This window comes from Streptomyces sp. NPDC060027 (assembly GCF_042737005.1).
In the GTDB taxonomy this organism is placed as follows: Bacteria; Actinomycetota; Actinomycetes; order Streptomycetales; family Streptomycetaceae; genus Streptomyces.
In genome coordinates this window covers 1-22,578 of sequence record NZ_JBHWVI010000097.1, presented here as the reverse complement: position 1 = coordinate 22,578, position 22,578 = coordinate 1, and the positions used below count along the sequence as shown (strand labels likewise).

Annotated in this window: 15 protein-coding genes; 7 read left to right on the top strand and 8 right to left on the bottom strand. The window is 71.3% G+C overall.

What is annotated here, in order from left to right; translation table 11 throughout:
• Nucleotides 1–350 precede the first annotated feature (350 nt).
• Nucleotides 351–1,031 carry a TetR/AcrR family transcriptional regulator gene (locus tag ACFWBT_RS23385; RefSeq protein ID WP_385703454.1) on the top strand — a complete coding sequence of 227 codons (681 nt, stop codon included), beginning with the start codon at nt 351–353 and terminating at the stop codon, nt 1,029–1,031.
• Between the two features lie 304 nt (nt 1,032–1,335).
• On the top strand, nt 1,336–2,802 hold the full coding sequence (locus tag ACFWBT_RS23380) for a PP2C family protein-serine/threonine phosphatase (protein ID WP_385703452.1): 1,467 nt from the start codon (nt 1,336–1,338) through the stop codon (nt 2,800–2,802).
• A gap of 173 nt (nt 2,803–2,975) precedes the next feature.
• Here ACFWBT_RS23380 and ACFWBT_RS23375 read toward each other — a convergent pair whose 3' ends face one another.
• Entirely contained in the window at nt 2,976–4,475 is a 1,500-nt protein-coding gene (locus tag ACFWBT_RS23375) for a hypothetical protein (RefSeq protein ID WP_385703449.1), read from the bottom strand.
• A gap of 232 nt (nt 4,476–4,707) precedes the next feature.
• Here ACFWBT_RS23375 and ACFWBT_RS23370 point away from each other — a divergent pair, with 232 nt between their 5' ends.
• The 3 genes from ACFWBT_RS23370 to ACFWBT_RS23360 all read left to right on the top strand — a co-directional run bounded on the left by ACFWBT_RS23370 (nt 4,708) and on the right by ACFWBT_RS23360 (nt 10,248).
• Entirely contained in the window at nt 4,708–5,847 is a 1,140-nt protein-coding gene (locus tag ACFWBT_RS23370; RefSeq protein WP_385703447.1) for an aminoglycoside phosphotransferase family protein, read from the top strand.
• Between the two features lie 265 nt (nt 5,848–6,112).
• Nucleotides 6,113–8,083 carry an N-acetylmuramoyl-L-alanine amidase gene (locus ACFWBT_RS23365; RefSeq protein WP_385703445.1) on the top strand — a complete coding sequence of 657 codons (1,971 nt, stop codon included), beginning with the start codon at nt 6,113–6,115 and terminating at the stop codon, nt 8,081–8,083.
• Between the two features lie 356 nt (nt 8,084–8,439).
• Nucleotides 8,440–10,248: a PAS domain S-box protein gene (locus ACFWBT_RS23360; RefSeq protein WP_385703443.1), complete on the top strand. Its 1,809-nt coding sequence runs from the start codon at nt 8,440–8,442 to the stop codon at nt 10,246–10,248.
• Between the two features lie 21 nt (nt 10,249–10,269).
• On the opposite strand, the gene ACFWBT_RS23355 is transcribed toward ACFWBT_RS23360, so the two are convergent.
• The 7 genes from ACFWBT_RS23355 to ACFWBT_RS23325 all read right to left on the bottom strand — a co-directional run bounded on the left by ACFWBT_RS23355 (nt 10,270) and on the right by ACFWBT_RS23325 (nt 18,351).
• Nucleotides 10,270–10,767 carry a hypothetical protein gene (locus ACFWBT_RS23355; RefSeq protein WP_266755403.1) on the bottom strand — a complete coding sequence of 166 codons (498 nt, stop codon included), beginning with the start codon at nt 10,765–10,767 and terminating at the stop codon, nt 10,270–10,272.
• Between the two features lie 82 nt (nt 10,768–10,849).
• Nucleotides 10,850–13,741 (bottom strand): AAA family ATPase, encoded by a 2,892-nt coding sequence (locus tag ACFWBT_RS23350; protein WP_385703440.1) that lies wholly within the window; start codon nt 13,739–13,741, stop codon nt 10,850–10,852.
• Between the two features lie 244 nt (nt 13,742–13,985).
• On the bottom strand, nt 13,986–14,228 hold the full coding sequence (locus ACFWBT_RS23345) for a DUF397 domain-containing protein (RefSeq protein ID WP_028799506.1): 243 nt from the start codon (nt 14,226–14,228) through the stop codon (nt 13,986–13,988).
• Between the two features lie 83 nt (nt 14,229–14,311).
• Nucleotides 14,312–15,478, bottom strand: coding sequence for a thiolase domain-containing protein (locus ACFWBT_RS23340; protein WP_385703437.1), 1,167 nt, complete (start codon nt 15,476–15,478; stop codon nt 14,312–14,314).
• On the bottom strand, nt 15,475–16,530 hold the full coding sequence (locus tag ACFWBT_RS23335; protein ID WP_385703435.1) for a thiolase domain-containing protein: 1,056 nt from the start codon (nt 16,528–16,530) through the stop codon (nt 15,475–15,477). Before ACFWBT_RS23335 ends, ACFWBT_RS23340 begins: the two co-directional genes overlap by 4 nt.
• A complete protein-coding gene (locus ACFWBT_RS23330; protein WP_385703432.1) occupies nt 16,531–17,472 on the bottom strand; it encodes a Zn-ribbon domain-containing OB-fold protein in 942 nt (313 codons plus the stop codon).
• A gap of 78 nt (nt 17,473–17,550) precedes the next feature.
• Nucleotides 17,551–18,351, bottom strand: a complete 801-nt coding sequence (locus tag ACFWBT_RS23325) for a crotonase/enoyl-CoA hydratase family protein (RefSeq protein WP_385703429.1) — start codon at nt 18,349–18,351, stop codon at nt 17,551–17,553.
• A 198-nt stretch (nt 18,352–18,549) separates the two neighbouring features.
• Here ACFWBT_RS23325 and ACFWBT_RS23320 point away from each other — a divergent pair, with 198 nt between their 5' ends.
• Both ACFWBT_RS23320 and ACFWBT_RS23315 read left to right on the top strand, forming a co-directional pair.
• Nucleotides 18,550–20,205 carry an acyl-CoA synthetase gene (locus ACFWBT_RS23320; protein WP_385703427.1) on the top strand — a complete coding sequence of 552 codons (1,656 nt, stop codon included), beginning with the start codon at nt 18,550–18,552 and terminating at the stop codon, nt 20,203–20,205.
• Nucleotides 20,206–20,360: 155 nt separating this feature from the next.
• Complete coding sequence (locus ACFWBT_RS23315; protein ID WP_385703424.1) at nt 20,361–22,475, top strand: sulfatase; 2,115 nt, start codon at nt 20,361–20,363, stop codon at nt 22,473–22,475.
• Nucleotides 22,476–22,578: the final 103 nt, after the last annotated feature.

Genomic DNA, 22,578 nt, shown 5'->3' with positions numbered 1-22,578 from the left:
ACTGGGGGGTGCCCCTGTGGCACACCGCGAGCAAGCGTGCCCAGCGCGTTCGCCGAGACTCAGCCGGCGCGGTGAGGGGTGGGTGAACAACGGTCGAAACCGTTCGCCCGGGCCCGAGTCACCCGAAGCCGCCCGGTGTCGCTGTGCACAGTCGCTCGACACCACTGTGCAAAGTCGCCCGGTACCGCTGGCGCGGAGCCGCCTGATGTCGCTTGCGCACAGCTGTTCCGTTACTGCTTATCGCGACCGTGATAACATCTAACGAAGCGAAGCGTGCTTCCTCGCGCTCCGTCCGCCGAAGAGCGGGACAGCCCGCCCGAGACCCGCACCTGACACGAAGAGGCGATGACATGGCCGCAGACACCCGGACCGGGACGGGCCCGCGCGACCGGTTTCGCGCGCAGGTCCAGCAGGAAGTGAAGACGGCGGCACTGCGCCAGCTGGCCGAGGGCGGCCCGGAAGCGCTGTCGCTCAACGCGATCGCCAAGCAGCTGGGCATGACCGGGCCCGCGCTCTACCGCTACTTCGCCAACCGCGACAGCCTGCTGACCGAACTCGTCGTCGACGCCTACGGAGACCTGGCGTCGGCCCTCCGCCGCACCGCCGAGGAGTGCACGGCGGACGCGGTCACCCGGCTGACCGAGCTGGTCCGCGCCTACCGGCGCTGGGCGCTGGCCGAGCCGCACCGCTACCGCCTGCTCTTCCGGGCCCCGCTCCAGGGGTACGACGCCCAGTCCACGAGCCTGGTCGAGGCCTCTCAGCCCGCCATGACCGTACTCCTGGACGCGGTGAGCGCCCTCGCCGAGCCGGGCACGCGGGTTCCGGAAGACGCGGCCGCGCAGTTCCGTGATTGGCGCGAACGCCACGGCTTCGAGAACACGTCGGAAGCGGTCGCCGTGCGCTCCACGATGCTGTGGGCCCATCTGCACGGACTGGTCGGCCTGGAGATCGAAGGCAACTTCACCTCGATGGGCATCGATCCGTCCTTTCTCTACGAGACCGAGGTGAAGGACTTCGTGCGCTGCCTGTAAGGCGGCGATCGGAAGAGATTCCCGGGCCCGGGGACTCGCACACATGCCCCTCGAACAGGAGAATGAAGGCAGGGCGCGCGTACGTCTTGGGGACCTCAAGTCACGTACGGCGTCTACGACTTGACCCCTAACGACACCTACCGCATCGGGACCACTCGCCCGGTCCGGGAGGACTGCGGCATATACCAGAAGCACCCCCGTATCGGGTGTTGCCAAATCCCTTACAGCGCGTCGCGGGCTGTGCGACAGTCGTAACGGTCCTTCCGTCAGCCCAGGTCGTACCGTTCCCGCATCGGAGTACGTCATGCCCTCCCATCTCTCTGCGGACCGCCCCGCCGCTCAGCCGCCCCGGCGCGGCACGGTCGACGCGCTCATCTCGCAGACGCGGCACCTGCGCGGCGAGGTGGACGCCGTACGGCGTGAGGCACCCGTCGACGACGAGGACGCGCAGGGGCGCTGGCAACGGGCGCTGTGCAACCTGGCACTCCATCAACTGAACGACCTGGACGAGCACTTGGCGCAGTTGCGGGACGGCCCGCCGGCCGTTCCCGTCCAGCCCACGGACACCCCCGCCGCCCAGGCCGTGCCGGCCCCACCCCGGCGCGGCTCGCTGCTGAGCCGAGTGGGCAGCGCCGAGTGGAACCTGCTGACGGACGAGGCCAGTTGGTCCGGTGAGCTCTACCAGATCCTGGGCCGGGACGCCTCCGCTCCCCCGCTCACCCTCGACGAACTGCCCTCCCTGGTCCTGGACGAGGACCGGCCGATGCTGACGACGATGGTCACCGACTGCCTCATCGACGCCAAGCCCATCGACGGGGAGTTCCGCATCGTGCGCCCCGACGGCGGAGTGCGGACCGTGCACATGATGGGTGAGCCCGTCCTGGACGCCGACGGCGGCACCGCCTCGATGTGGGCCGTGCTGCGCGATGTCAGCGAACTGCGCCGCAGCCAGCGGACGGTGGGCGAGACCCGTGAATCGCTCCAGCGTCAGCAGCACGTCGCCGAGACCGAGCACCGGCTCGCGGTCGAGCTCCAGGAGGCCGTACTGCCGCCTTGGCGCGGTTCCCTGCGGTTCCCGCGCCAAGGGCCCCGGGCCCTGGACGTCGCCGCACACTATCTGCCGTCCTCCACCAGCGCGCTGATCGGCGGAAACTGGTACGACGCACTCGAACTCCCCGACGGCGAAACCCTGTTGAGCGTCGGCGACCTCACTGGTCACGGGGTCACCGTGACCTCCGGCATGGCGATGATGCTCGGCGCCCTGCGCGGTATGGCCGTGGCGGGCACCCGGCCGGGGCAGCTCCTTTCCTGGCTGAATCAACTGCTCGACGCCACCGTCCAGCCCGCCCTGGGCAGCGCCGTCTGCTGCCGCTACCGGCCCGAGACCCGCACCCTGAGCTGGGCGCAGGCAGGACACCCCGCCCCGCTGCTGTTCCGCGACGGGACGGGGCGTGCGCTGGCCGCACCCGAGGGCGTCCTGCTCGGAGCCACCTCCGGCGCCGTCTACGGGCAGGCCGAAGAGACCCTCCACGTGGGCGACCTGCTGCTCCTGCACACCGAGGGACTGGTGCCCCGGCGGTCGGGGACCCCTCATCCGGACAAGGCCGGGAGCCGGGAAGGAACGGCGGCCGTCCGGAGCCTGCTCGGCCTGGCCCCGCGCTTCGACGGAGCCCGAACGGCCCAGGACTGTGTTCGGATGGTTGTCGAGGAGTTCGGCGAGACCGAGCGCGAGGACGACGCCTGCGTGCTCATCGCCCGGATCGGATCCTGACGCCGCAGCCGATGACACCCGTGCCCGACGACGCCTACGGCTGACGACAGGGGAAGTTGGCCGGGATCGGCATCGGCCACTGACGGCTGACGCCGTTGTCAGCCGAGTCATGGCGGCACCCGTCACCCGGCGACCAGGCCCGGAACACCGACCCACGCGGGGGAACAGGTCCCTTACGCCCGCGCGCTGTTGCCGCCCCTGGGCTTCGACGAAACCTTCGGCAGCGCGAGTTTGATCTCCTCACGCAGATCGCTGATCTTCGGATAGCTGGAGTACTGCCCGGTGAGCCGGTACATCTCGCGCAGGCGGTCCCAGGTGCGATGGGAGGAGTTGGACCCCATCGACGTCAGGGCCAGTCGCGCGTAGCGGTCGGCCTGTTCGGGGTCGTCGGCGATGAAGCAGGCCGACGCGAGGGAGATGTGGTCGAAGATCTTCGACCGCTCCCGGCCCGACTCCCGCAGCTTCAGCGCCTCCTTGGCGTGACGCTGCGCGGTGGCGGCGGCGGACGGCTCGTGCTCGGCGAGAGTGCGGTAGGCGAGAGCCTGCATGCCGTGCATGTCGGCCTCGTCGAACAACTGCATCCAACTGGGCGGCGGTACGTCACCGCGGTCGGAGACGAACAGGTCCTCCGCCACACCGAGGGTGCGCCGCATGGCCTGCCCCTTGCCCATGGAGGCCTGTGCCCAGGCCTCGATGGTGTGGAGCATGGCACGGGTGCGGGGCAGCACCTCCTCGCCGGAACCGGACTTGGCGAGCTTCATCAGGTCGAGCGCGTCGTCGGGCCGGCCCAGGTGCACCATCTGGCGAGCCGCTCGGGAGAGCGCCTCCCCCGCGCGCGGCCGGTCACCGCCTTCTCGGGCCGCGTGGGCGGCGATGACGAAGTACTTCTGGGCCGTGGGCTCCAGGCCGACGTCGTGCGACATCCAGCCCGCGAGGACGGCGAGGTTGGCGGCGACGCCCCACAGGCGCCGCTGGAGATGGTCGGGGTGCCGGTAGGAGAGCATGCCTCCCACTTCGTTGAGCTGGCCCACCACGGCCTTGCGTTGCAGCCCGCCGCCGCGGGCCGCGTCCCAGGCCCGGAACACCTCGACGGAGCGCTCCAGTTCCTCGATCTCCTGCGACCCGATGGGGGCGGCCTCATAGCGGTCGAACCCGGCGAGGTCGGCGTGCAGGGGGTCTTCGAACTGCGGAGCGTCGGCCGTCAGAGCCGGATCGGTGTGCAGCCAGTCGTGCATGGCAGTGCTGAGTGCGGATCCCGCGGCGAGCGCGGCACCCGCGCCCACCAAGCCGCGTCGGTTGAGCATGAGGTCCATTCCCGTGAATTCGGTGAGGACCGCGGCGGTTCGGTCGGGCGCCCACGGCATGCCATCGGGATGTTCCACACTCCCGCCGCCTTGCCGTTTCCCCGTACGCCCGTGCCTGACCAGACCGAGGTCCTCGATGGTCACGACACGGCCGAGACGCTCGGTGAACAGAGCCGCCAGCACCCGCGGCACCGGATCGCGCGGGATCTCTCCCATGTCGATCCACCGCCGCACCCGCGAGGTGTCGGTCGCCAGCTGGGGGTGGCCCATGGCCGCCGCCTGCCGGTTGACCAGCCGCGCGAGCTCGCCCTTGGACCAGCCAACCAGGCCGAACAGGTCCGCCAGGCGGGTGTTGGGTTGTCCGTTCACGTCAAGCCCCCAGGTTCTCGGCTGATTTCGACAGTAACCGCCTGTCAGTTGCTGAGCGACTATTCGCCAGGGTTCGCCAGGGTGCGCCAGATGGTGTGCCAGTGCACGCCGGGTGTCAGGTAGGAACGCGCCACCCCGACCCGGTTGCCAGGGACATTCCCCAGGATGAGCCAGGGCGGCCGGGGCGGGCGGCGCGGCAACTTGCAGGCACACGAAGGGATCTGTTTCGCCCATGTACACAGCATCGTCCTCCGTGTCCGCTCCGCCCCGGTCGTTGCACTCCCGCCCGGTGGGCAGCGGCCCTTACCTCGACCCCGCGCGTCAGGCGGCCCCCGTGCTCGGTGCCGGCCGGACGCGGCGCGTGCCGGGGCTCGGCACCCAACCGCTCAGCGGGAGACTCGACTTGTCCGGCCCTCAGGGCGCCCTGTTGCGCACGGCGATCGCGTCGGTGCACCGGATCTGTCCGGAGTTCGCTCCGGTCCAGGTGCTGCGCCGCAGCGGACGCTCCGTGCTCCTCGTCGGCACGACGGGGCGCAGCACGGCTGTCGCCAAGTGTTTACTGGACCACTCCCCCGTCTGGGCCGAGCGGATCCGGCATGAAATAGCGGCGTACCGCTCGTTCGTCCGGCACCGCCCACCGGTTAGGGTGCCCCGGTTGATCGCAGCGGATCCGGACAACTGCACGCTGGTGATCGAGCGCATGCCGGGCCGCGTGGCCGCGCTCCACCGGCACCCGGCCGAGGCCCCGCCCCGCGCGGACATCCGCGCCGCGCTGGGCGCCATCTGCCGGCTGAACGCGTGGCGGCCGCCGGCGGGGACCTTCAACGCCCCGCTGGACTACGCGGAACGGATCTCCCGCTTCCATGAGTTGGGGTTGCTCACGGACCGGGACATGGGCGATCTGCAGAAGCTGGTGCACGGCATCGCGGCTTCGTCCGGCCGCCAGGGCATGGGCCAGTTCTGCCACGGCGACGCCCTCCTGTCGAACGTCCTTCTCTCACCGGCCGGTCCAGTGCTGGTGGATTGGGAGCACGCGGGGTGGTATCTGCCGGGGTACGACCTGGCGACACTGTGGGCGGTCCTCGGTGACGCTCCCGTGGCGCGCCGTCAGATCAGTCAGCTCGCGCAGTCGGCGGGCCCCGCCGCACGGGACGCCTTCCTGGTGAACCTGATGATCGTCCTGACCCGGGAGATCCGTACGTACGAGACGGCCGTGCAGCGTTCCCTGCACGACGCGGCCCCGGCGGCACCGGGCCCGGCCCACCCGGCTGCCGCGCCGTCCGGAGAGGAACAGCGGCTACTGCTGAGGCGGCTGCACGACGACTGCCAGATGGCCCGGCGGGCCGTTCGCGCGGCGGTCGGAACTCGCTGAAGGGGACGGAGGTCCACGGTCACGCCGAGACACCGGCGCACCGTGGACCTCTGTCATGTCGGGGCACCGCCGTTCGGGGGCATTGGTCCACTCCACTGACGCCTCGCAGGCCGGGAGGCCACCGCCACGAAACCCCCTTCGCCCCGCCCTGACATGGGAAATCGCCTGCCTCTGGGCATGATTGACGGATCGTCGGAGAGCCGGTAGCACTGACGCGTTCGGCCCTCGCACGCCCCACCGCGCCCGACCGTCCCAGGAGGCTGCATTGCACTGGTCCGCCACCGAACCCAAGGGAACCACCGGGCACAGACGCGCGCGCAGGACCGCGGGAGCCGTCGCCTCGGCGGCGCTGCTGCTGCCCCTGCTCGGCGCGGCCCCTTCGAGCTCCGCCGAGGAGTCTCCCGCGACCGGGTTGCAGCGGGCCTTCGCCGCCGCGGCCACCGAGTACCACGTGCCGCAGAGCGTGCTGCTCGCCGTGTCCTACCTGCAGTCCCGCTGGGACGCGCACGCCGGCGCTCCGAGCGTCAGCGGCGGCTACGGTCCCATGCACCTGACCGACGCCCGGACGGCGATCGCCGGGGCTCCGCACCACGGGGACGGCACGGAGGACGCCCGCGGCGACAGCTCGCGCCCCGCCCTCCTGCCCGACATCAAGGCGCCGAAGGACTCCGAACTCCCGGCCCGGCTGAAGACGTTGACGAAGGCGGCCGACCTCACCGGCCTCCCGGCGGAGCGGCTGCGTACCGACGCGGCGGCGAACGTCGCGGGCGGCGCCGCACTCCTCGCCGCCGCGCAGCGGGACCTCGCCGAGCCCCTGAGCGCCGACGCCGCCGACTGGTACGGGGCGGTGGCACGCTTCTCGGGAGCGGACGACACCGCCACCGCGGCGACCTACGCCGACGACGTCTACGAGGTGCTGCGGGCGGGCGAGAAGCGCACCACGGACTCCGGTCAGCAGGTGACGCTCGCCGCCCAGCCGGGGCTGAGCCCCGACACCGCGCGGCTCGCCGACGCGGGACTGCGGACGGTCTCCGCCGAGGGCACGGAGTGCCCGAGGACGGTGTCCTGCGAGTGGATCCCGGCCCCGTACGAGGAGTTCGGCGAGGGCGACTACGGCAACCACGACCTGGGCGACCGGCCGGTCGCGCAGAGCATCAAGTACATCGTCATCCATGACACGGAGGGGACCTGGGACGGTGTGCTGAACCTCGTTCAGGACCCGACCTACGCGTCGTGGAACTACACCCTGCGGTCGACCGACGGGCACATCGCCCAGCATGTGAAGGCCAAGGACGTGGCCTGGCACGCGGGCAACTGGTACATCAACGCGAAGTCGATCGGTCTGGAGCACGAGGGCTTCCTCACCGCGCCCGACACCTGGTACACCGAGGAGATGTACCGGGCGTCGGCACGCCTGGTGAGGTACCTCTCCAGGAAGTACGACATCCCGCTGGACCGGCAGCACATCCTCGGGCACGACAATGTGCCGGGCCCCACGACCTCCACGATTCCGGGCATGCACACGGACCCGGGCCCGTACTGGGACTGGCAGCACTACTTCACCCTGCTCGGGCACCCCTTCCACCGCACGCTCGGCAAGGGGGGTGGCCTGGTGACGGTCCTGCCCGACTTCGACGCGAACCAGCCGGTGTACACGGGCTGCGTCACCAAGGGCGAGCCCTGCGCGGCACACGGTTCGAGCGAGGTACGGCTCTACTCCCGGCCGGACGTGACTTCGCCGCTCATCCAGGACATCGGCCTGTACCCGAAGGGCGACGCCTCGACGACCGGCGTGAACGACGTCGGCTCGCGCGCCTCCACCGGACAGCGGTACGCGCTCGCCGGACGGGAGGGCGACTGGACGGCGATCTGGTACCTGGGCCAGAAGGCCTGGTTCGAGAACCCGAGGAAGCAGCCGACGGCGGTGAGCGCATCGGGGCCCGCCGTGACGCCCAAGGAGGGTCTGGCGGAGATCCCCGTGTACGGAAGGGCGTACCCGGAGAAGGAGGCGTACCCGGCGGGCGTGCCCGTCCAGGCCGTCTCGCCCCTGCCGTACAAGGTGCTCGCGGGCCAGCGGTACGCGGCCGGTGACAAGGTGCCCGGCGAATATTTCTACGCGCCGACCTTCGACACGACACCGCACAAGGTCGTGATCGGAACCGACCAGTACTACGAGATCCAGTTCGGTCACCGGGTGGCGTTCGTGCGGGCCGTGGACGTGGACCTGGTTCGGTAGCGGATCCATTGGTGCGGGGGCCGGGTCCGCGCGGAGCGGGCCCGGTTTCCGTCTGTCGGTGAAGACAATGACATGGGCAACCGACCAGGGAATGTGCCGCCGAGGACAGGTTCGACCTCGGTAGGGCCAGTTAACGACATGTAACCGCGCGCCCGATCGATGTGCGCTGGGATGGGTCGCTCACAGTACGCGGCACATCTGGGGCGGGTATGGGCGACTTCGTCAAAGAGACTTCAACGCGGCCCGCCGATGCGGCGGACCCAAGGCAATGCCGGTGCGGTGGCAAAGCTCGTGACGGCGCACCGGCGGGGGCCGAGGAAAGGTTTCGGGGGCTGCTGGAGGCGGCACCGGACGCCATGGTCATCGTCGACGACACCGGCACCATCAGACTCGTCAACGCCCAGACCGAAGCCCTCTTCGGATACCGGCGCGAGGAACTGCTCGGGCACCCCGTCGAACTCCTCGTACCCGGCCGCTTCCATGCCCACCACCACCGTCACCGCGACGGCTACGCCAGCAACCGCCAGGTCCGCCCCATGGGCGCGGGACTCGAACTCCACGGCCTGCGCAAGGACGGCACCGAATTCCCCGTCGAGATCAGCCTCAGCCCGCTGGAGACCGCCGACGGCCTCCTCGTCTCCGCCGCCGTCCGCGACGTCAGCGACCGCAAGGCGGCCGAGGCCCGGATCAACGAGCTGGCCGGTCTGGTGGAGTCCTCCCAGGACGCGATCCTCGCCAAGACCCTGGACGGGCACATCACGTACTGGAACGCGGCGGCACAGCGGCTCTACGGATACACCCGGGCCGAGGTGATGGGCAGGCACGTGTCGCTGCTCGCCACCACCGAGCGGCGGGACGAGGTCGACACGCTCCTGAACCGGCTGCGCAGCGGTGAGAAGGTCGAGCACTTCGAGACCCTGCGGCTGACCCGCTCCGGTGCCCTGCTGGACGTGGACATCACCCTGTGGCCCACCCGCGCGCCGGACGGCTCGGTCATCGGTGCCTGCGCCATCGTCCGGGACATCAGCGACCGCAAGAAGGCCGAGGCGGAGCTGACCTTCCTCTACGAACAGCAGCGGCACATCGCCCTCACGCTCCAGCGCAGCCTCATGGGCACCCCGCCCGCCATTCCCGGTGTGACCACCGCGAGCCGCTACCGGCCCGCCACGCAGGGAGCCGGGGTGGGCGGCGACTGGTTCGACCTGATCCCGCTGGGAGCCGGCCGGGTCGGGGTCCTGATCGGCGATGTGATGGGCCGCGGTCTGGACGCCGCCGCCGTGATGGGTCAGCTGCGCTCGGCCGCGCACGCCCTGGCCAAGACCGGCATGCAACCCCGCCAGCTGATGCAGGCCCTGGAGGCCGTCGTCGGCGACCTGGACGTGCCCGACCAGCTCGTGACCTGCTGCTATCTGGTCATCTCCGCCGACGCGGGCGAGGTGACGGTCTGCTCCGCAGGGCATCTGCCGACGCTGGTGGCCACGCCCGGTGCCGGTGCCCGGCCGCTCCCCGCACCCGTGAACGCGCCGCTCGGTGTCGGCGACGTCCTCTACGAGCAGGCGACCTCGGTGATACCGCCCGGGGCGACGCTCGTCCTGTACACCGACGGCCTCATCGAGACGCCGGGCAGCGACATCGAGGACCAGCTCGCCCGGCTCACCGCGACGCTCGGGGACCTGTTCGTCACCGCGCCCGACCTGGAGGTGGCCGCCGACCATGTGCTGACGGCCCTGCTCCCGGACGCCGACGGGCACAACGACGACGTCACGCTGCTGCTCACCCGGCTGCCCGACGGGCCCCTGGCCACCGTCAGCACCGACCTGCCCGCGGCTCCCGAATCGGTGCCGGAGGGCCGCGCCTTCCTCAGCAAGGCCATGACCTCATGGGACTGCGGGCCCACCACGGATGACGCCCGGCTCCTGCTCTCCGAGATCCTCACCAACGCCGTCCAGCACGCCCAGGGACCCATCGGCCTGCACCTGTGCCGCACCGCCACCGATCTGACCGTGGAGATCAGCGATCACAGCCCGCATCTGCCGCAGCCCCGCCCGGCCACCGAGGACGAGGAGTCGGGACGGGGCCTGATCCTCGTCCGCGCGCTCGCCGACGACTGGGGCGTACGTCCCACCGACGCGGGCAAGACCACGTGGTTCACCCTCAAACTCTGACGCCGGGACGGGCGTTCGGCCTCAGCCCTGCTGGAAGAGTTCCGCCGGGAGCGGCTTCAGCAGGGCGTACAGGTCGTCCGTGATCGGACGGTCCCAGGCGGCGATGGTCACCAGGACGTTGTCGCTGCGGTCGAACTGGACGCAGGAGATACGGGTCTCGGAGAGCTTCAACCGGCGCACGATCAGCAGGTTGTCGCCCTGCATCACCGGCATGTCCTCGGTGCCGGTGACGGTACACTCCTCGTCGTTCTCCAGCGCGATCAGCAGCTGGGCCACCTCGAAGGGGACCTCGCCCTCGGCGACGTCACGGGCCGGGGAGCCCTCCGGCAGGTTGCCGATGATCATCGCGGGGCCGCGGCCGCCGAAGAGGTCGTAGCGCAGGAAGACGCCCTGGCAGCTGCCGTCGGGAGCGGGCAGCAGGCCCGCGCCGAGATTGCCGGGCCAGTCGCCCGGATCCATGGCCAGAACGTCGAAGTCGGGCCCGGCGGGCGTAGCGCTGCGGCGGCGGAGGAAGGACATGCCGCAATGGTACGTGCACGGGCGCGTACCGGGCCCCGCGGGCGCCGTCCGGGCGGGGCCCGGAGAGCCGGCCCCGCCCGCGTCAGGAAGTGGCCTGTTCGCCCAGTGCCGCCGCCAGCCCCCTGCGGTCCGTGCCGACCTTGCGGTAGACCGCCGACAGGAGCCGGGCGACGGCGTGCTCGTCGATGTTCAGTTCCTCGGCGATCTGCGCCGGCGTGCGGTCCCGCGCGGTGAGTGCCGCGGCGGCGCGCTCGCGGGCCGTCAGGGTGTCCGTCTCGGTGCTGTGCAGGCGGCGCGGCCGCAGCCCCGCCGCCGCCAGCAAGTCGCGGGCCTCCTCGATCAGCCCGTCGGCACCGCACTGGACGGCCGCGTCGAGGCCCCGGTAGAGGTGCTCCGCGGCTTCCTTGGGGCGTCCGGCGCGGCGCAGTTCGGTGCCCAGGGCGACCAGGGCGCAGGCCAGTTCGTAGGCGGCCGGGGAGCGCTCCAAATGGCTGACGGACTCTTCGAGGAGTTCGACGCGGGCCGGGCCCGGCGAGACCTCGGCGGCGGCGCGCAGTGCCTGGCCGATCGCGGAGGGGGTGCCGTACTGGCGGGCGCGGTTCACCGCTTCGAGTGCGGTGGCGATGGCGCGCTCCGGGGTGTCGTGGCTCTCGGCGCGGGCGAGGTGGAGCTGCCAGGGGCACCAGGCGGGGTTGCGCATGCCGCGCGGGTCGAGGCGGCGGCCGGCGGACGCGAGCTCGGCGGCGGCGTCCTTGGTGAGGCCGCGGGCGAGCAGGAGTTCGCCGTACACGGTCTGGGCGTCCGGGAAGGTCACGGCGGCCGGGAAGGGCGCGCAGAACGCGTACTCCTCGGCGGTGCGCGCCGCTTCCTCGACCCGGCCCCGGGCGAGCAGGACCTGGATGAGGGTGCCGACCGCGTACCAGTGGACGGGGGTGCCGGGTCCGACGCGTTCGGCGAGCCGGAGGCCCGCGCGGACGAAGTCCTCGGCCTCGGCGAGACGGCCGCGGCGGAAGCGCACGTATCCGAGGATCGTGTAGCCGAAGGACAGGTGGGCGCCGTGCCAGCCCTGGGCTTCGAAGTCCGCGATCCCGGTGGCGAAGAGCTCCTCGGTGCGGCCCGGCCGGTCGGCGTACATGAAGGTCATGGCGACGAGGACCGGGACCTCGAAGCCGCGGTCGGCCTCGGCCCAGCCCAGGCCGCCGGCCAGGGCGCGTTCGGCGTGCTCCAGGGCGATGTGGGCGGGTTCGCCGCGCAGGGTGGCGTCCCAGGCGCGCAGCCCGATGACATAGCGCTCGGTGAGGTCGCGGCCGGTGAGCCGGTCGGCGAGACGGGCCAGCCGGCGGGAGCGGACGGGCGAGTCGGGTTCGTCGGCGCGGAAGGCGTCCCACATGAACTGCTCGGACTGCATGCGCAGCCGTACCCGGGCGTCGCCGGTGACCCGGATCTCGCGGGCGAGGGTCTCGGAGGCCTCGGCGAGGCGGTCGCTGTGCGCGAGGACCTGGGAGAGGCGGTAGACGATGTTGTGGCGCAGCTCCGGGTCGGTGATGGGCTCCTCGAGGGCGGCGCGCAGGTGGTTGACCGTGGTCGCCGGCTCGGTGAGCAGGGACGCGCAGCCCAGTTCGTACAGGACGGCGGCGCGGTCCCCGGGGGGCGGCGGTTCGCGCAGGGCGCGGGCGAGGTAGCGGCGGGCGGCGTCGGGGGCTCCGGCGCGCTGGGTCTCGCGGGCCGCGGCGCGCAGCTGCTGGACGATCCAGGTGTCGCCGTCGGGGTGGGTCTCCATGAGGTGACGGGCGGCGGCGGCCGGACCGAGGCCTTCGTCGATCACGCACCAGGCGGCCTGGCCGTGCAGGGCGACGCGGACGCTGCCGGGGATGTCCCGGTAGACGGCGGTGGCGATGAGCGGGTGGACGAATTCGAGGGGGTCGGCGCCGGTGAGGATACGGGCGGTGCGCAGGGCGTCCGCCGAGTCGGCGGCCTCCTCGGGGCCGAGGCCCGCGACGGCGGCGGCGAGCGTCGGGTGGATCTCCGTGCCGAGCACGGCGCAGGCCCAGGCGAAGCGGACGGTGGCGGTGCCGAGGCGTTCGAGGCGGGCGATCAGACCGCTGCCCTTGACGGCGGCGGCGAGGTCGCGCAGGAGGTGCGCTCCGTCCTCGGTCGGGGTCAGGCCGCGGTCACGGACCTTGGCGGTCAGCTCGACGGCCTCGAAGGGGTTGCCCGCGGTGACCGCCCAGCACTCGCGGCAGAACGCGTCGTCGGCCTGGGTGCCGAGGTCCTCGCGGACGAGCCGGGCGACGGCCGGCGCGCTGAGCGGTTCGAGGCCGAGGGGGCGCTGTCCGGCGCGGCCGGGCAGCCCTCTGAACGCCTCGGCGTGCTCGGGGAGTTCGTCGGGGCGGTAGGCGACGACGAGCAGCAGCGGGAGTTGTTCGGCACGTGGCGCGAACGCGGCCAGCCAGCTGAGTGATTCGGCGTCGGCCCAGTGGGCGTCGTCCAGGACGAGCACCATCGGGGCGCGCTGCACGGCGAGGTGGGTGAGCACCCAGTCGAGGCCGGCGCGCAGGCCCTGCTGGTCGGGCGGGGCGCCCTCGGACGGCGCGCAGAGGCCGAGCGCGGGGCCGACGATCGCGTACCAACTGCCCAGGGACGCACGGAGTTCGGCCTCGGAGAATCCGGCGAGCTGCGGCTGCAGGAGCTGGCGGGCGACGTGGAAGGCGACGCGCTGTTCCTGCTCTCCGCCGCGTGCGCTCAGCACGGTGCAGCCTTTGGCGGCGGAGCGCCTGCGCACTTCCGCGAGGAGGGTCGTCTTGCCGATTCCGGCGCGTCCGGCGAAGGCGAGGAGCGCGCCGCGGGAGCGGCCCGGTGGTTCGCCGACCTCCCGGCGCAGGCCGACGAGGTCGTTCAACGCCTCGTCGGCGGCGGACAGTTCACCTTCGCGCTCGAAGAGCGTCCGACGGCTGCGCAGGCTGCGTTGCCCCATGATCACCCCCTGTCACGATCGCGCGTCCACGCGGGGAGCGGATGCGCACCGTGACCTCCAGGCACCTCAGCGTACGCCCGGATCATCCGCGGGGCAGCCCGTTCGAGCGCTCCTGGTCAGAACCGCGTCATGACAGCGTGTCCGCGGAAGGGCCGGTCGGTGAGGGGCCACTTGGGCGCGGCGCGTCGGGCCGCCGCCCCTCCCCGGTGGGGGGGCGGGGCGGGAGGGCCCGGCGGTCGTCGGTTCAGGTCAGGTCGAACTCGCCCTCGCGGGCTCCCGATACGAACGCCCCCCACTCCGCGGGTGTGAAGATCAAGGAAGGGCTCTGCGGGCGGCCACTGTTGCGCATCGCGATGAAGCCCTCGACAAAAGCGATCTGGACGTCCCCCCGCCCTCGGCTGCTGGACTGCCATTCGGCGTTGCTGAGGTCCAGCTCAGGCTTGTCCCAGCCCGCGAGCGGGTGTTGCTCGATGGTGCTTTCGGCCACGTCCGTGCTCCTCCCGGTTCGTCGTCCGCGGCCAGCCTAGCGATCGGTCCCGGTGGCGGACAGGCCACGTGAGGGGGACGGTCTCAGGAGGCGGGCGGCGCGGCGCCGACCAGCCACATGGAGAAGAACTGGGATCCGCCGCCGTAGGCGTGGCCGAGCACCCGGCGGGCCCCGTCGACCTGGTGCTCTCCGGCCTGGCCGCGCACCTGGAGTGCCGCTTCGGCGAAGCGGATCATGCCGGAGGCGCCGATCGGATTGGTGGAGAGCACGCCGCCCGACATGTTGACGGGCAGGTCGCCCTCCAGTTCGGTCACCCCCGACTCGGTGAGCTTCCACCCCTCGCCCTCCTCGGCGAAGCCGAGGTTCTCCAGCCACATCGGCTCGTACCAGGAGAACGGCACGTACATCTCGACGGCGTCGATGTCACGGCGGGGATCCGCTATGCCCGCCTGGCGGTACACGTCCGCCGCGCAGTCCTTGCCGGCCTGCGGGGAAACGAAGTCCTTGCCGGCGAAGAGGGTCGGTTCGCTGCGCATCGCGCCGCCGTGCAGCCAGGCCGGCGGGCGCGGTGAACGGGCCGCTCCCGCGCGGTCGGTGAGGATCATCGCGCAGGCCCCGTCGGAGGAGGGGCAGGTCTCCGAGTAGCGGATCGGGTCCCAGAGCATGGGCGAGGCCTGGACCTTCTCCAGGGTGATGTCGTGCTCGTGGAGGTGCGCGTAGGGGTTCTTCAGCGCGTTGCGCCGGTCCTTGTACGCGACGAGCGAGCCGACGGTGTCGGGCGCGCCGGTGCGCCGCATGTAGGCGCGCACATGCGGTGCGAAGAAGCCTCCGGCGCCGGCCAGCAGCGGCTGCTGGAAGGGGATGGGCAGGGACAGGCCCCACATGGCGTTCGACTCGGACTGCTTCTCGTAGGCCAGGGTGAGGACGGTGCCGTGGACCCGGCCCGCGACGAGGTTCGTGGCGACGAGGGCCGTGGACCCGCCGACGGAGCCCGCCGTGTGCACCCGCAGCATCGGTTTGCCGACGGCGCCGAGCGCGTCGGCGAGGTAGAGCTCGGGCATCATGACGCCCTCGAAGAAGTCGGGCGCCTTGCCGATGACCACGGCGTCGATGTCGGCCCACGTCAACTCGGCGTCTTCCAGCGCTCGTTGCGCGGCCTCGCGGACGAGTCCCGCCATGGACACGTCCCGCCGCGCCGCCACGTGCTTGGTCTGGCCGATGCCTACGACGGCCACGGGCTCCTTGCTCATCGGGCATCCCCTTCGAGTACGGCGACCAGGTTCTGTTGGAGACAGGGGCCCGAGGTGGCGTGGGCGAGCGCCCGGCCGGACTCCCCGCGGTGGACACGCGCGGCGGCCTCACCGATGCGGATGAGTCCGGCCGCCATGACCGGGTTGGCGGCGAGCGCGCCACCCGACGGGTTGACGCGCACGCTGTCGTCGAGCCGCAGCGCCTTGCGCAGGATCACTTCCTGGGAGGTGAAGGGGGCGTGCAACTCCGCTGTGTCGACGGGGCGTTCGAAGGCGCCGGCTCGTTCGGCGGCCCGTCGCGTGGACGGCGAGTCGGTCAGGTCGCGCACGCCGAGGGAGTGGGCCTCGATGCGGTGGTCGATGCCCCGGATCCAGGCAGGCCGCTGGCACAGGTCGCGTGCCCGGTCTCCCGCGGCGAGGATCACGGCGGCGGCGCCGTCACCGATGGGCGGGCAGTCGCCGGTGCGCAGCGGTCGTACGAGATAGTCGCCCTGCGGTACCGAACCGCGCAGCTGGGCATGGGAGTTGGCGGTCGCGGAGGCCCGGCTCCGGGCGGCGACCGAGGCGAGCGCGAGTTCGTCGGTCTCGCCCGCGTCGATGAGCGCCTGTGCCTGGAGCGCGGCGAGGGCGACCGAGTCGGGCCACAGCGGGGCCAGGTAGTACGGGTCCAGCTGCCGGGTCAGCACGTCGCGCACGGAACCGGGCGACGACTTGCCGTACGCGTACACGAGCGCGGTGTCGGCGTCGCCGGTCAGCAGTTTGGTCCACGCCTCGTACAGCGCCCAGGCGCCGTCCATCTCGACGTGCGACTCGCTGATCGGCGGCCAGGCGCCGACGCCGTCGAGCGCCATGGTGAAGGAGAAGGCGCGGCCCGCGAGGTAGTCCGAGGAGCCGGAGCAGGTGAAGCCGATGTCGCTGGTCTGCAGGCCCGTCCGGTCGAGGACGTCGTGCAGGACCGGGATGAGCATCTCGACCTCGGAGAGCTCGTCGGAGGTGCGCCGGTGCTCGGTCTGCCCGAAGGCGACGACGGCGATGTCCCTGATGGGCCGCATCTACAGCATCTCCTTGTACGTCTCGTAGTCCGCGTCGGGCTCCCCGGTGGGCCGGTAGTGGTCCGGGTAGCGGCCGCCCTCCGTCCACACGGGCTCCACGCGCAGGCCCATGCGGACCTCGTCGTAGGGGATGCCGCCGATCCGGCCGTGCAGCGCGAGACCGGCTCCGTCGAGGGCGATGTGGGCGTAGACGTACGGCACTTCGATGTCGAGGTTCTTCGCCTTGATGTTGACGATGCAGTACGTGGTGACGGTGCCGCGCGGTCCGACCTCGACCTGTTCGGAGGTGGCCACGCCGCAGGTGGGGCACGCTCCCTTGGGCGGGACGTACACCTTGTGGCAGGACGGGCAGCGTTCGCCGACGGTCCGCTGCTCGGAGAGGCTCGCGATGTAGGCGGCCTGGGCACGGCCCGGCGAGTAGACGTAGTCGAGCCGTGCGGGGGCGACGATTCCGGTGACCATGTCCTCGAACCGGCCGTCGTGGCCCGTGAGTTCGCCCGCCGTGCCGTCGTAGGGCTCGAAGCAGGCGATGTCGGTGATCGCGCCGGAGCGTTCGCGGGCCCAGCGGACGCGGACGCGCATCCCGGTGCGGACGGCGTCGGGGCCGGGGGCGTCGAGGGCGTGCAGCAGGCCGGTGTCCGCTCCGTCGAGCTGGACCAGGACCCAGGCGAAGGGCGTGCCGAGGGGCTGGCCGCGGCGGGGGTCGTGGTTCCAGGCCCAGGTGGTGACGGTGCCGGTGGGGGCGACCTCGACGAGGTCGCGCAGCTCCTCGGCGGTGACGGGGTCGTACTCGACGGGCGGGACGAGTGTGCGGCCGTCGGCGGTCCGTACACCGAGGACGACCTGCTCGCGCAGGCCCGTGAGGAAGGCGCTCTGCACGGGTCCGAGCGAGCGGGTGAAGGGGAACTCGACGACGAGGGGGGCTTTGAGGACTTCGGGCATCCCGGATCTCTCCTTCCGAGGGCCGGACGCGCCGCGTCCGCGGGGCGGGTCGGACGCGTCCGGGCGCGGGCACGTGGGTCAGGCGCGCCGGTAGACCGGCGGGCGCTTCTCGGCGAAGGCCCGGGAGCCCTCCTTTGCGTCGGCGGTGTCGAAGACCGGCCAGCCGCGCCGCAGTTCGGCTGCCAGGCCGTCGGTCTCGGTCAGTTCGGCGGTCTCGTACACGGACGCCTTGACGGCCTCGACCGCGAGCGGGCCGCAGGCGTTGATCTGCTCGGCGACGGCGAGGGCCTTGTCGAGCGCGGTGCCATCGGGCACGACATGACCGATCAGGCCGATGCCCGCGGCCTCTTCCGCGGTGTAGGGGCGTCCGGTGAGGAGCATTTCGAGGGCGTGGGTGCGCGGGATCTGGCGTTGCAGCCGGACCGTCGAGCCGCCGATCGGGAAGAGTCCGCGCCTGACCTCGAAGAGCCCGAAGGTCGCGGAGGCTCCGGCGACCCGGATGTCGGTGCCCTGGAGGATCTCGGTGCCGCCCGCGACGCAGTACCCCTCGACGGCCGCGATCACCGGTTTGCGGGGGCGGTGGTGGCGCAGCATGGCCTTCCAGTGCAGATCGGGGTCGGCCTTGAGCCGGTCCCGGTACTGCTCGCCCTCCATGCCCTTTCCGGCCAGCGCCTTGAGGTCCATCCCGGCGCAGAAGGCACCGCCGGCGCCGGTGAGCACGATCGAGCGGATCGCGTCGTCCTCGTCGGCCTCGATCCAGCCGTCGTACAGACCGACCAGCATCGGCAGCGAGAGCGCGTTCTTGGCCTCGGGCCTGTTGAGCGTGAGCACCAGTGTGGCGCCTTCGCGCTGCACGGTGAGGTGTTCCGTCCCACCCATTGCCGTCCTCCCGTCTCAGGAACGAGAACAGGTTGCAGGAGGCGTCGAGCCAGTACAAGGGTTTTCTGACAGACAGTCAGATTTCTTGTGCCGGAGCCCTTCCCAGTTGGGTCCGGCTTTGCTCTGATGACCGTCGGGCGCCCAGGGCGGACACGCCCCGGGGTGCCCGGCCACGCACGTACACGGTCAGGAGGAACGGTGGAGTACAACCTTGCCGACCTGTTCGAGTCGGTCGTCGACGTGGTCCCGGACCGCGAGGCGCTCGTGTACATCGACCACCCCGGCACGGGCGCGGAGCGCCGCCTGACGTACGCGCAGCTGGACGCGGCCGCGAATCGTGTCGCGCACCATCTGATCGACAGCGGGATCCGCCCGGGCGAGCATCTCGGCCTCCACCTCTACAACGGCATCGAGTACCTCCAGACCGTGCTGGCCTGCCTGAAGGCGCGTGTCGTACCGGTCAACGTCAACTACCGCTATGTCGAGGAGGAGTTGGCCTACCTCTACCAGGACGCGGACCTGGCGGCACTGGTCTTCGACGCGGAGTTCACCGACCGGGTGGCGGCGGCACGGCCACGCGCCCCGCGGCTGCGGCACCTCGTCCGGGTGGGCACCCCGGCGTCCGGAGCGGACGCGCCGGACGAGCCAGACACGCCGGGCATGGCGGACGGACTGAGCGTGGTGGACTTCGCCGACGCCGAGGCCGCCGGGTCACCCGGGCGCGGCTTCCCCGCGCGTTCCGCGGACGACCAGTTCATCATCTACACCGGCGGCACCACGGGGATGCCCAAGGGAGTGATGTGGCGGCAGGAGGACCTGTTCTTCGCCGGCCTCGGCGGGGGCGCGCCGACCGGCGATCCGGTCACGAGGCCGCAGGAGCTCGCCGAACGCGTCGCGGCCCAAGGCTCGGGGATCACCTTCTTCCCCACTCCCCCGCTGATGCACGGCACCTCGACACTCACCGCGTTCATCGCCTTCAACTTCGGCCAACGCGTGGTGCTCCACCGCAAGTTCGCGCCCGAGGAAGTCCTGCGGACGATCGAGAGGGAGCAGGTGACCAGTGTGTCGCTGGTCGGCGACGCGATGCTGCGGCCGCTGATCGACGCGCTGAACGGCCCCTTGAAGGGCACGGACTGTTCCGCCCTGTTCAGCGTGTCCTCGTCCGGCGCGATCATGTCGGACACCGTGCGCGAGCAGTTCCAGGCGCTCGTCCCGAACGTGATGCTGCTCAACAACTTCGGCTCCTCGGAGTCCGGCTTCAACGGCACCGCGACCGCTGATTCCGGCCCGGAGCGCGGCTTCCGGATCCGGGTGAACTCCCGTACACAGGTGGTGGATCCGGTCACCCACGAGCCGGTAACGGTCGGCGAGCCGGGGCGGGTCGCGCAGCGCGGCCACGTACCCCTCGGCTACTACAACGACCCCAAGAAGACCGCCGAGACCTTCTTCCGGAAGGGCGACGAGCGCTGGGTGCTCCTCGGCGACATGGCCACGGTCGACGAGGAGGGGATCGTCACCGTCCTCGGCCGCGGCTCGCAGTGCATCAACACCGGCGGCGAGAAGGTCTACCCCGAAGAGGTCGAACAGGCCCTCAAGTCGCACCCGGACGTGTACGACGCGCTGGTCGCCGGAGTGCCCGACCCCAAGTGGGGCAACCATGTGGCGGCCGTCGTCCAGCTCCGGGAGGGCGCGCCGTCGCCGTCCCTCGACGACATCCAGACGCACTGCCGCACCCACCTCGCGGGCTACAAGATCCCGCGCCGGCTCGTCATCACCGACTCCATCCAGCGCTCCCCGAGCGGCAAGGCGGACTACCGCTGGGCCCGGTCGGTCGCCGCGAACGCGACGCTCTGAACGGAACACCCGTCGCCCGGCGTACTCTTTGCCCGTGATTGACCCTCGCGGCTGAACGATGGGTGAAGATCAGCCGTACGGATGATGGCACACCTGCCTTGCCCCGGGGCGTGTCGTCGTGTCATCGCGGGGCTTCGTACGGAAGGACCATCGGCGTGTCGCACATCACGCGCTCCAGTCAACTGCCGGAACAACCGGAGACGGAGACGGAGCCGCATCCGGATGCCGATACGGCGACCGGAACGCCCGCTGATGCGGAGCCGGAGACCGGACCGGAGCCCGGCACCTCCGCCCCGGAGGCCGACGCGATCGCGCGAACGGACGACACGGAAGCCGACGGCACCGTGCGTACGGACGATGTGGAAACCGATGGGACCGTGGGTGCGGGAGCCTTGGAATCCGATGAGGGCGACGCCGCCTCGGAGGGCGAGGGCGACGGCGACGGCGTTCCGGAGACGGCCCCCGCAGACGCGGACGGGGGCGACGGCCGCTCCGAGAAGGCCGATGCCGACGGGGATGGTGGCCTCTCCGAGAAGGCCGATGCCGATGCCGACGGGGACGGTGGCGTCTCCGAGAAGGCCGCAGGTGGGCGGGGCGGCCTGCGGGGGCGACTGGCCAAGTATCCCCAGGCGGCGCGGATCGTGACCGTCGGGACGACGGTCCTCGCCGGCGCACTCGTGCTCTTCGGCCTCCTCGTGCCGAACAAGCTCGAACGCCTCGAATTCGGCGCGTTCGTGCGCATCCCGGCGGAGGGAGTCCTCCTCGCGGCCCTGCTGCTGGCCCTGCCGCCGAAGCCGAGGCGCATCACGTCGTACGTCGTGGGAGCGCTGCTCGGCCTGGTGACCATCCTGAAGTTCGTCGACATGGGCTTCTACTCGGTCATGGCCCGGCCGTTCGACCTGGTCCTGGACTGGATCCTGTTCGAGAACGCGGCGGACTGGGTGAAGGAGTCCTTCGGCCGCTCCGGTGAGATCTTCGCCTTGGTCGCGGTCGTCGTGCTCGTCATCGCCCTGCTCGTCCTCATGACGCTGGCGGTCGCACGGCTGACCGACGTCATGGTCCGCCACCGGCCCGTCGCCACCCGCACCACCCTGGTCCTCGGCACCGCCTGGATCACCTGTGTGACGCTCGGCGTGCAGTTCACCGACGTACCCGTGGCGTCCCAGATGAACGCCACGATCGTCCAGAACCGGGTGGACCAGGTTCAGGCGAGCCTTCACGACGGCCAGATCTTCGCGAAGCAGGCGTCCGTCGACGCCTTCGCCGACACCCCGCCGGATCAGCTGCTGACCGGACTGCGCGGCAAGGACGTCCTGTTCACCTTCATCGAGAGCTACGGCCGTACGGCGATCGACGACCCGGCGATGTCCAAGGAGATCGACTCGGTCCTCTCCGAGGGGACCAGCGGGCTGAAGTCGGCCGGGTTCTCCTCGCGCAGCGGCTGGCTGCGCTCGCCCGTCACGGGCGCCGGCAGCTGGCTGGCCCACTCCACGTTCCTGTCCGGGCTGTGGATCAAGAACCAGCAGCGCTACCGGAGTCTGACCACGAGCGACCGCAACACGCTCACCAAGTACTTCCAGAAGACCGGTGCCTGGGACACCGTCGGCATCGTGCCGGGTGTCCGCCGCGCCTGGCCGGAGGGCAAGTTCTTCGGCCTCGACCGCATCTACGACTCCGAGCACCTCGGCTACAACGGCCCGTACTTCAGCTGGACGCCCGTGCCCGACCAGTTCAGCCTGGGGGCGTTCGAGCGCCTGGAGCACGGCAAGAAGGACCGCAAGCCGATGATGGCCGAGATCATCCTCGCCTCCAGCCACAACCCCTGGGCGCCGATCGCCCACATGATCGACTGGAACGACCTCGGCGACGGCTCGGTCTACAACCAGATCAAGAAGGAGGGCAAGGACCCCAAGGAGGTCTGGAAGAACCCGGAGAGCGTGCGCAGGGAGTACCGCAACGCCATCGAGTACTCGCTGCACAGCCTCACCCAGTACGTCGAGAAGTACGGCGACAAGAACACCGTGCTCGTCTTCCTCGGCGACCACCAGCCCGTGCCGACCGTCACCGCCGGAAGCACGAGCCGGGACGTGCCCGTCGCGATCGTCGCGAAGGACCCGAAGGTGCTGGACAGGATCTCCGACTGGGGCTGGACGGACGGCCTGAAGCCAGCCAAGAACGCGCCGGAGTGGCGCATGGACACCTTCCGCGACCGCTTCATGACAGCGTACGGCCCGCACCCCGGCACCGCCGCGTCGACGTCCACACCCTGACCGCCCCACGACCGGCCGGGCACCGTCTCCGCCCGTCGGGAGCCTGCCTCCCCACCAGCGGGGAAGCCCCGACCCCACCGCGCCACCGCCGACGCCCGCGACC

Coding starts and splice junctions, on each gene's coding strand:
- ACFWBT_RS23385 (WP_385703454.1), top strand. CDS start 351: ATGGCCGCAGACACCCGGACCGGGACGGGCCCGCGCGACCGGTTTCGC.
- ACFWBT_RS23380 (WP_385703452.1), top strand. CDS start 1,336: ATGCCCTCCCATCTCTCTGCGGACCGCCCCGCCGCTCAGCCGCCCCGG.
- ACFWBT_RS23370 (WP_385703447.1), top strand. CDS start 4,708: ATGTACACAGCATCGTCCTCCGTGTCCGCTCCGCCCCGGTCGTTGCAC.
- ACFWBT_RS23360 (WP_385703443.1), top strand. CDS start 8,440: ATGGTCATCGTCGACGACACCGGCACCATCAGACTCGTCAACGCCCAG.
- ACFWBT_RS23355 (WP_266755403.1), bottom strand. CDS start 10,767: ATGTCCTTCCTCCGCCGCCGCAGCGCTACGCCCGCCGGGCCCGACTTC.
- ACFWBT_RS23350 (WP_385703440.1), bottom strand. CDS start 13,741: ATGGGGCAACGCAGCCTGCGCAGCCGTCGGACGCTCTTCGAGCGCGAA.
- ACFWBT_RS23340 (WP_385703437.1), bottom strand. CDS start 15,478: ATGAGCAAGGAGCCCGTGGCCGTCGTAGGCATCGGCCAGACCAAGCAC.
- ACFWBT_RS23335 (WP_385703435.1), bottom strand. CDS start 16,530: ATGCGGCCCATCAGGGACATCGCCGTCGTCGCCTTCGGGCAGACCGAG.
- ACFWBT_RS23330 (WP_385703432.1), bottom strand. CDS start 17,472: ATGCCCGAAGTCCTCAAAGCCCCCCTCGTCGTCGAGTTCCCCTTCACC.
- ACFWBT_RS23325 (WP_385703429.1), bottom strand. CDS start 18,351: ATGGGTGGGACGGAACACCTCACCGTGCAGCGCGAAGGCGCCACACTG.